Source organism: Acidimicrobiales bacterium, from assembly GCA_035540975.1.
Classification (GTDB): domain Bacteria; phylum Actinomycetota; class Acidimicrobiia; order Acidimicrobiales.
On record DATLFN010000116.1, the window covers coordinates 1 to 8,893 of the forward strand.

Consider the following 8,893-nt stretch of genomic DNA (forward strand, 5'->3'; position numbering starts at 1 on the left):
GTTGAGGTGTGTCTGACTTAACCGCGGAGATCGGCTTGGAAATGAACCAAGTCACGAGGTCTCCTCGGGGTGGTCAGTGTCGGTCCGGCGATGGTAGGCGAGCCTTTCCTCCCGGGCTCGGGCGAGACCCTGCCGGCGGGCCTCGCGGATCGCTTCGCCACGCCCGTGGTGCTCGTCGTCGGGCGTGACGTAGCCGATGGCCTCGTGCAGGCGGACGGTGTTGTACTCGACCCGCACCCGGGCGAGCTCGCTCTCCAGCACGACGGGATCGGCGATGTCCTCGAGGTGGGGCCACTCCGTCTTGATGTGGCCGAAGAAGCTCTCGATCCATGCCTGGTCGGTGGGTGTGTGCGGGCGGCCGTGGTGCTGGGCGATCGCCATGAGGGCCATGAACGCCCGGGTGTCGTGCGCCGTCATCTGCGGCCCGTTGTCCGACACGGCGAGCAGGATGGGCCGGCGGGGGTCGTCGGGGTCGAGGTCGAGGCGCTCGTCGGTGAGGTGGGCGAGCAGGCCCTCGGCCTCCAGGGCGTGTTCGAAGACCACCACCACCTGCGAGGCCGTCTCCTCGACGCTGACCAGGGTGTCGATCCAGCGCCGGCTCACCATGTCGACGATGGCGAACACCGCCCGCCGGGCCCGGGTGAAATGCGTCACGTCCCAGATCCAGATCCGGTTCGGCTCCCACACCAACCAGTCCGGCCAGGGCTTGCGGGTGCTCGGCGTGCGCATCGGTGGCTCGGGCAGGACGAGGCCGTGAGCAGCCAGAACGCGCCGGAACGTGGACGGCGACACCCACACGGTGCCGGTGTAGGAGCCCCGATGGGCCAGCTTGCGGTGGCTGCGGTCGACCGGTCCCCACTGCTCGGCCACCGCCAGGATGGCCTTCACCTCGGCCGGCACCAGGCCGTGGACGGGGGAGCCCCCGGGCGAGCGGTCCACCAGGGTGCCCATCTGGAGCCTGCGGGCCCGCCAGCGGTGCACCCGGTCGTCGGAGACACCCCACAGCGAGCAGACCCAGTGGTGCACGAAGCCGTGCGCCACCGCCTCGTCGACGCTCTTGAGGACCAGCTCCTTGACCTCGGCGGGGACCCGCGCCGGGAGGGGTCCGGTCAGCCCCAGACGGCTTTTCCCCTGGCCACGGCCAGCTCGATGGCCTGGGCCTTGATGGCCTCGGTCAGCTGGCCGATCTCGGCCCGGGCCGCCTCCAGCTGCCAGTCCCGCTCCTTGGCCGGCCGTCCCGGGGCGGGCCAGGGCAGCCAGGGCGGCGTCTTTCACGGTGCGGCGGATGCCGATGATCGTCGACACGTCCACGCCCCACCGGCGGGCGGCGTCGGCCTGGGTGGTCTCGCCCGTCGTCACCTGCAGGAAGATCTCCCACTTGGTCTCCGCCGACAGCTTCTTCGGTGACCGTCGGCCAGTCGTCTGCGGCACTGCGTGCTCCTCTCGGTGAAGCCGAGGAGCCTCTCAGCCTTGGGTCATTTCTCGGGGGATCCTCCGCGGCGAAGTCAGACGCAAACCACGGTGACGGTTCCCTACCGTCTTCGCACCCGGCAGCGCTGGCCACGTGGTGTCGCCCCGGTATCGCACGGAGATGATCGAGGCGGCGGGGCCGCCGGGGACCGGTGCACGCATGAGGCTGCTCCGTCCCTGCGTACGCTTCACGGAGGTCGACCGACAACGGTGAGCGGCGAACGGCAACACCGACCGGCCCGCACACCCCCACACGCAGGCGGCTGTGCTTCGGTAGCGTCTGCGCCGGAGGTCACAGAATGGGCGAACCCGTCAGGATCGCGGTCGTCGGAGCCGGCTACGGCGCCAAGGTCGCGCTGCCCGCCTACCAGCAGCTGGAGGACTTCGAGCCGGTGGCGGTGTGGTCCCGACGTCCCGAGCGGGCACGGGAACTGGCCCGGGGCAACGGTCTCGCGCTCGGGACGGCGGACTACGACGAGCTGCTGTCGTTCCCGGGCCTCGAGGCCGTCCACGTCGCCACGCCGGTGTTCACCCACGTGCGGTTCGCCGTGGCCGCAGCGCGCCGAGGACTCCACGTGTTGTGCGAGAAGCCCCTCGCCGGCAACCTCGCCGAGGCGCAGCACATCGTCGCCGCGGTCCGCCACGCCGGCGTGGTGGGGGCCGTCGGCTACGAGCTGCGGCTCAAGGACACCCGTCGTCGCCTCGTCGAACGCGCCCGCGAGGTGCTCGGGCGTCCACGCATGGTGTCGGCGTCGCTCGTGTTCGCCGACCACGCCGACCCCTACACCCGCCCACACACCTGGGTCCACGACGCCACCATGGGGGGCGGCCGGCTCCAGGGTTACGGCGTCCACGACCTCGACCTGCTGCTGCACTTGCTCCCACCCGTCGAGGCCGTGGCGGCGGCCACCGAGGTCGGCGTGCCCGTGCGCACCTCGGGAGGCGACGACCTCCTCCCCGTCACCGCCGAGGACGCCTATGGCATCCTGCTCCGCTTCGAAGGAGGCGGCCTCGGCGTGGTGAGCCTGGTGGCGACCGCCCGCCACGACCGGGGCGATGTCATCGAGCTCCACGGCGACCGGGGCTCGGTCCGCCTGGACGCCGACCGCCGGGTCTGGTGGGGACGGGCGGGCGAGGAGCTGCGGTGCGAAGGCCCGCTCGACGACAGCCCGGCAACCGCATTCGAGCGGCTCGCCCGCAACTTCGCGGCCGCCATCCGGGACGACGCCCCTCCCGATCCCTCCCTGGAGGAGGCCCTGCGGGTGCAGTCCGTCTACGACGCCGTCCGGACCGCAGCGGTGGAGCGCCGCTGGGTGCGCCCCGTGCCCGTGGTCGGCACCGACTGACGCAGCGCTCGAGGGACGTCGCCGGGACGATGCGGTACGTCCTCGCCAACTGGAAGATGTACCCGACGGTGGACGAGGCCCGTTCGGTGCTCGCCGGCGTCCAGGCCCGTCTCGCCGACCGGCTCGCCGCCGAGTCCACCCTGCCCCGCGTCATCGTGTGCCCACCGTTCGTCGCCCTGGCGGCGCTGCGAGGGCTGGCCGACGATCGCGTCGTGCGGCTGGGCGCGCAGAACTGCCACTGGGAGCCGCGTGGCCCGTACACGGGGGAGATCTCGACCTCCATGCTGCGCGGGCTGGTGGAGTACGTCATGGTCGGCCACAGCGAGCGGCGCGCCGCCGGCGAGACGGACGAGCAGATCGCCGCCAAGGTGGCTGCCGTCGCGGGAGCCGGCCTCGTCCCCATCGTGTTCGTCGGCGAGGACGAGGTGGGCGACGACCCCCGCCAGGCGGCGCACGAGCGGTTGGGGCGGGCGCTGGCGCGCGCCGACCCGGCGACGCAGCCCTTGCTCGTCGTCTACGAGCCGGCGTGGGCGATCGGCGGCCGGGAACCGGCGCCCCCTGACCGCGTCCGACGGGCCGTCGACCACCTCAAGGGGGCGCTCGTCCGACTCGGCACGCCGGACCCCGTCGTGCTCTACGGGGGTGCGGTCGACGAGGACGACATCGAACCGCTCCTGAGCCTCGACAACCTCGACGGGGTGGGCGCCACCAGGGCGACCCTCGACCCGGAGAGCTTCCTCCACATAATCGAGCAGGTGGCGGGCCGACCGTGAGGCGGCCCGCGGGCACCACGCCGCCTCGATCCCGGTCGCCGGCCGCTGGCGCCGAGGCCCTTGCGCCCACCGCGGATCCGGCGAGACCCGCGGGGAACGCACGCTGGGTGATCCGTCTCGCCGGGACGACACAAGGCGCCCGATCGGCGCCTCGTCGCCGGGTCGCCGGGACGAGGCTCACTCGTCCCGGCGGGCTCGGGCCCTGCGCCTGCCCTCGTGCATCGCCTCCACCCGGCCGGCGGGGATGGCTCGGCCCTCTTCGACGAGGTCGTCGCTCACCCGCTGCGGTGGGGGCATGTGTTCGGCCCACGGGTTGCGATCCCCCACGTGCCGGCGTGCCGTGTGCACGGTGAAGTCCTCCGGCGCAACGCCATCGAGGGCGTCCCAGGCGACGGGGAACGAGACGGGGACACCGGGACGGGCACGGGGGCTGTAGGCCGAGACGACGGTCGCCCCGGCGACCCGGGTGGCATCGACGAAGACCTTCCCCTCCCGGTCCTGCTTCATGAACGCGGTGGTGGCCACCGCGGGATCGAGCCGAGCAGCCCGAGCGGCGATCGCCCGGGTGGCCAGCGCTGCTTCCTCGGCGGACACCGTGTCGCCGACGGGGACGAACACGTGGACGCCCTTGGCCCCACTGGTCTTGACGGCGCCCCCCAGCGCCTCGGCCAGCGCCCGGCGGACCAGGTGGGCGGCCCGCACGGCCATGGGAAAGCTGGCGGCGTCGGGTGTGTCGAGGTCGACGACGAGGTAGGTGGTCCGGTCCGGTCGGTCGGCCCGCGCCAGGGCCGGGTGATACTCCACGGCCCGCTGGTTGGCGAACCACAAGAGCGTTCGACGGTCGTTGCACAGGGCATAGGACACCTCCCGCTTGGACGTCTCGGCCCAGACCTTCACCGTGGGCACCCAGGCCGGTGTGTACTTCGGGACGTTCTTCTGCATGAACGCTTCGTGGGCCCGATGGACCCGGATGACCGACAGGGGCCGGCCCTCCAACTCGGGCAGGATCAGCCCGCGCACGCCGTCCAGGTACGCCGAGAAGGCGCCGTCAGCTGGCACGCTGAGCGTTGCCGACGCGGTGGTCGCCATGGGCGTGGGGGCGGGCCTGCTGTGGGATGCCGTCCATGAGCGCCGCCTGCGCGTCGTGCGCTGCGGCGGCGAGCTCCGCTTTCGCACCGCGGACCTGGAGGCGTGGATCGAGGGCCAGCGGGCGCCGGTACGGCGCCGGGAGAGCAGAAGCGTTCCCGTCGCCGCTGACGCCGGGGAGGAGCTGCTGACGATCGACCAGGGAGCGGCCCGCGTTGGTGTTGGCGCGGCGACGTTGTGGCGATGGCTGAACGACACCGAGGTGCCCTTCGTCCTGGCCCCCGGGAGCCGCGGGCACCGCGACGTGCGCCATGTGCGGGTGCGCGACCTTGACCAGCTCGCCGACCGGCGGAGGGATCGAAGCCTCGGACCAGGAGTAGGCACGGTCGACGCCAGCGAGCGCGGTCGCGCATCGAGCTGAGCTGGTCCTCTCTCCGTGCGCATCGCATCGTCTCGGGTGACCAATCGCCGGGCCGGGCGGGGTCGCCCGGCGTCGCCGAGCTCGTGGCGGCCGCGGCGCGCCAGTTGTCCCGGCTGCTCGCGCCCCCAGGTGCTGGCTGGCCCGGCTCCGGCCCCGCCGGCGTCGCCATCAGCGCCGTGTCCCGGAGGCGGCGTCGGACGTAGGCGGGCGGCGACCCGACACGCGCCTGTCGGCGGGTCGGTAGCGCTTCGACACATACTGACAGGACTAGAAGCTCTGCGTATACTCCGTCGGCGTCCGGCGCGTGCTGGCGGTGAGGGGGAGTCGTGGTGTCTGGTCTCGCGTTGTCGCGGCACGAGGTGCGGTTCGCTCGCCGGATGGTGATGACGGCCGGCGTGGCGTCCATAACGCTGAGCACGTTCCTCGTCGAGCCGGCAACGGCTGCGACGGTGGCCTGCGGGACGGTGATCACGGCCGACACCCGGCTCACCGCCGATGTCGGGCCCTGCCCCGGCATCGGTCTCGTGGTCGCGGCCGACGGGGTCACCCTCGACCTCGGCGGCCATGAGGTGAGGGGCGACACCGACGCCCGCTCGAACGGCGATCTCGGGCCCTTCGGACGGGACCAGCCAGGGATCCTGCTGCGGCGGGTGAGCGGCGCCGCCGTGGTCAACGGGACGGTGAGAGGGTTCGACGCCGGCGTGGTCATCATGGGCGGGGGCAGCAACACCGTCCGCCGGATCACCGCCGCCGACAACGTCAACTACCGGATGGTGACGGGGCGGGACGTCCTGCTCGAGGACATCGACCCCGTGACGGGGCCGTTCTGCTGGTTCGGCGACGGCATCTCGGTGTTCAACTCGAACGGCAACGTGCTGAGGGAGAACGTCGCCCGCCACAACGGGCCGTTCTCCGGGATCTCCCTGGTCGGCTTCTCCGACGGAAACGTGGTGGTGAACAACCGGACCGTGGACAACAACGTGGTGAACAAGGCGCCCGGCACCGACCCGAATCCCATCGACGTCGTGGGCAACAGCATCTGCGGCGGGATCGGTCAGGGCCAGCCCGCCCCGGAGCCCCGGGGGCGCCTCATCCAGGACGTCGGCATCCGCGTCGAGGGACCGGGCGCCGACGACAACCTCGTCGAGGGCAACCACGTGAGGAACAGCGGCCTGGCCGGCATCATGGTGCACGGCGTGATCGCCGCATTCGGCCCCTCGAACGGCTACAACGTGATCCGTCGGAACCACGTCTCCGGCACCGGAGCGGCCAACGCCGGCCTCGACCGCCAGCTGCACGGCATCATGCTTCATCACTCCGGGGCGGAGGAGATGAACGGGCCGCACGACACGCTCGTCGAGTTCAACACGTCCTCCGCCAACCTCGGCGGCGGCATCATGCTGGACACCCGCGGGCCAGGCTTCTGGGGAACCGTGATCCGCCACAACGTCGTGAACAACAACGGGCTGGACGGCCTGCACGTCGCCGGTTCCGGTGACCCCCGGGGGCCGGCACCCCTCATCCTCGCCAACGAGGGTCGCCGCAACGGGGCCCGCGCCGGCGAGGTCAACGCCATGTTCGGGCCGTCGGCGAACTACGCCGGCACCGACGGCGCCGACATGGGCGGCTGCAGTCGGATCGTGTGGTCGGGCAACCGCTTCGGCACGGTCAACGACCGGTGTGTCGCCGCCGGCGGCGTCGGTTGGGTCGGGGGGCCCGGGAAGTCCGCCTCCTCGGTGGCGGCGGGCGCGATGGGCTCCCTGGGACGCGGCAACGGACGCCCGGCTGAGCTCGGCTGAGGCCACGCCAGGCGTCACGTTGCTGAGGGCGCCGACGCGCTGCGCGCCCTCATAGATGACAAAAGCTCCTATTGCGTTAGCAGATCCGGATGCAGCCAGGAACGGCCGGGCGGAGGTGGCCGCACATAGCGCCGAGGGGAATGCATACGTCGTCAGCCGAGCGGTCTCCGCTGCGCCCGGCATCCGGCGTACTCCTGCGAGGTGAGCCCGGTAACGCTCGGCGCCGCAGCCGCTGACGAGCTCCGCCGACTCCGCGCGGGAACGCCCGTACCGCTCGCGCGTCTCCCTCCGCGTTCCGTGGTGTCTTCTCCCCGCGGACGTTTCGGCGCTTGCGGACCGCCCGAGAACCCGTGCGCCCGGTCGCCGTCAGGTACTGAGTCGAGTCGCCGAGCTGGCAGCGGCCGGAGCGCTCCGGATTCGATTCGTCGGCGGATAGCCGGTGACGGTCCCGTCGTCCGGATAGGGCGGCCTTCGGCACCAGTAGTCGGGGGACACCGGCTCACACCCAGGAGGCGCCCCTCATGCCCACCCCCCTACGGACCGCCAGGTACTCCACGAGGTCCCTCTTGGTCGCCCCGGCGCCCTCGAACAACGGCTGATCGAGGTTGGTGAGCTGGACGCCGTCCCGTCGTTCCGCGTCGCTCGGACCGCTCACCGGGGAAGAAGCTAGTGCCGCGTCAGGCAACGTTTGCGCGGATCGAAATTGCACGAAGTTTCTCATTGTCGGTGTGCCGGTTGCGCCACGCGATGTAGCGGCGGATCATCGAGTTCTGCTCCTCGTGGGAGCGGTGGTCGGTTCCGTCCAGGGCGAAGTAGCGCAGAGCCGTGAACTGGCACTCGATGCGGTTGAGGAACGACGCGTTGGTGGGCACGTAGGCCAGCTCGGCGTTGTTCGCCTCCGCCCACGTCCCGACCCGCTGGTCCTTCTTCGTAGACAGGTGGGGGCTGAAGTTGTCGAGGACGATGGCGATGCGCACATCAGGCGGATACAGCGATCGCAGGTAGCGGCAGAAGGCCAAGAAGGTGGTGCGATTCTTCTTAGCCTTGACGTGGCCGTACATCTTGTCGGTTCGCAGGTCGAGCGCCGCCATGAGGTGGCGCACCCCCTGAGTGCGCTTGTAGGTCGCCCGCCGCCGGCGCCGGCGGGGTGAGGCGGGCGAGCCCTTGTCCTTGCGCGACGCCACCGGCGCCCACTGCTTCCCTGGCCGGGGCAGCAGGTTCAGCGGCCCGAACTCGTCCATGCAAATGATGACCGCCGGGTCGCCGGGGCCCGGCTCGGCCTTGCCGTCGGCGATGTCGTAGAGCTCGAGCACCCGGTTCTTCTTGGCCTCGTAGTCGGGATCGTTGGACTGCTTGAACGTTTTGATCACCTGAAAGGAGACGCCTTCTTACGGAGCAGGTCCCGCAGGCCCTCGTGGCTGATGTCGTCGACCACCCCCTCAGCCACCAGAAACTCGGCCAGCTTGGTCAGGCTCCACGTCGAGAACGGCAGGCCGTGGTCGACGGGCCGGGACGGGGCGATCTTCTTGATCTGCTGGCGCTGGGGGAGCGTGAACGTCGGCGGCCGGCCGCCCGAGTACTTCGGGTACAGCGAGTCGAAGCCGTCGTCGTTGAAGTTGTTGATCACGTCGCTCACCCGGTCTGCGCTGGTGAACGCCACCTTGGCGATCTGCTCGACATCCATCCCCTGGGCCGACAACAGCACCATCTGCGCCCGCCGCCACGTCACCACCGACCCCGAGCTGCGGCGCACGATCCGCAGCAGCCGGTTGCCTTCGTCGTTCGAGAGCTCCCGGACCCGAAGCCTCTCCCTGGACACCACCACCTCCTGACCTCGACCGATCTGAGCGGGAGATCAGCGTGCGCCATCGCGACTCCACGGTGGTGGATCTGCAAGGCCAAGGTTGCCTGACGCGGCACTAGCCCTGAGCACGGCCTGAAGGGCAGGGTGCCCTGGCCGGCGATCGGGCGCCGACCGCCGCCGCCGGCACGCACCGA

The 8,893-nt window shown here is 71.3% G+C and carries 9 protein-coding genes; 4 read left to right on the top strand and 5 right to left on the bottom strand.

The annotated features are described in order from the left end of the window. Nucleotides 1–51: 51 nt before the first annotated feature. A complete protein-coding gene (locus tag VM242_11915) occupies nucleotides 52–1,431 on the bottom strand; it encodes an integrase core domain-containing protein (GenBank protein ID HVM05868.1) in 1,380 nt (459 codons plus the stop codon). 338 nt (nucleotides 1,432–1,769) lie between these two features. Here VM242_11915 and VM242_11920 point away from each other — a divergent pair, with 338 nt between their 5' ends. Together VM242_11920 and VM242_11925 are read left to right on the top strand one after the other, a co-directional pair. Then, entirely contained in the window at nucleotides 1,770–2,816 is a 1,047-nt protein-coding gene (locus tag VM242_11920) for a Gfo/Idh/MocA family oxidoreductase (GenBank protein HVM05869.1), read from the top strand. Nucleotides 2,817–2,845: 29 nt separating this feature from the next. Continuing rightward, a complete protein-coding gene (locus VM242_11925) occupies nucleotides 2,846–3,589 on the top strand; it encodes a triose-phosphate isomerase family protein (protein ID HVM05870.1) in 744 nt (247 codons plus the stop codon). A 177-nt stretch (nucleotides 3,590–3,766) separates the two neighbouring features. On the opposite strand, the gene VM242_11930 is transcribed toward VM242_11925, so the two are convergent. Beyond that, on the bottom strand, nucleotides 3,767–4,648 hold the full coding sequence (locus tag VM242_11930; protein HVM05871.1) for a hypothetical protein: 882 nt from the start codon (nucleotides 4,646–4,648) through the stop codon (nucleotides 3,767–3,769). A 28-nt stretch (nucleotides 4,649–4,676) separates the two neighbouring features. On the opposite strand from VM242_11930, the gene VM242_11935 reads away from it, so the two are divergent. Both VM242_11935 and VM242_11940 read left to right on the top strand, forming a co-directional pair. Beyond that, the gene (locus tag VM242_11935; protein ID HVM05872.1) at nucleotides 4,677–5,096 is read left to right on the top strand and encodes a hypothetical protein; all 420 of its coding nucleotides are present in this window, start codon (nucleotides 4,677–4,679) and stop codon (nucleotides 5,094–5,096) included. 377 nt (nucleotides 5,097–5,473) lie between these two features. Beyond that, nucleotides 5,474–6,895, top strand: coding sequence for a right-handed parallel beta-helix repeat-containing protein (locus VM242_11940; GenBank protein HVM05873.1), 1,422 nt, complete (start codon nucleotides 5,474–5,476; stop codon nucleotides 6,893–6,895). 499 nt (nucleotides 6,896–7,394) lie between these two features. Here VM242_11940 and VM242_11945 read toward each other — a convergent pair whose 3' ends face one another. From VM242_11945 to VM242_11955, 3 genes are read right to left on the bottom strand one after another with little or no spacing between them, the layout of a single operon-like run. Then, the gene (locus VM242_11945) at nucleotides 7,395–7,550 is read right to left on the bottom strand and encodes a hypothetical protein (GenBank protein ID HVM05874.1); all 156 of its coding nucleotides are present in this window, start codon (nucleotides 7,548–7,550) and stop codon (nucleotides 7,395–7,397) included. 22 nt (nucleotides 7,551–7,572) lie between these two features. After that, a complete protein-coding gene (locus tag VM242_11950) occupies nucleotides 7,573–8,265 on the bottom strand; it encodes a transposase (protein HVM05875.1) in 693 nt (230 codons plus the stop codon). Further along, nucleotides 8,262–8,714: a helix-turn-helix domain-containing protein gene (locus VM242_11955; protein ID HVM05876.1), complete on the bottom strand. Its 453-nt coding sequence runs from the start codon at nucleotides 8,712–8,714 to the stop codon at nucleotides 8,262–8,264. The genes VM242_11950 and VM242_11955 overlap by 4 nt, the downstream gene beginning before the upstream one ends. Nucleotides 8,715–8,893 lie beyond the last annotated feature (179 nt).

What these genes read in the sequence shown, in the direction of transcription:
- VM242_11920 (HVM05869.1), top strand. Translation starts at nt 1,770, where the DNA reads ATGGGCGAACCCGTCAGGATCGCGGTCGTCGGAGCCGGCTACGGCGCC.
- VM242_11925 (HVM05870.1), top strand. Translation starts at nt 2,846, where the DNA reads ATGCGGTACGTCCTCGCCAACTGGAAGATGTACCCGACGGTGGACGAG.
- VM242_11935 (HVM05872.1), top strand. Translation starts at nt 4,677, where the DNA reads ATGGGCGTGGGGGCGGGCCTGCTGTGGGATGCCGTCCATGAGCGCCGC.
- VM242_11940 (HVM05873.1), top strand. Translation starts at nt 5,474, where the DNA reads ATGGTGATGACGGCCGGCGTGGCGTCCATAACGCTGAGCACGTTCCTC.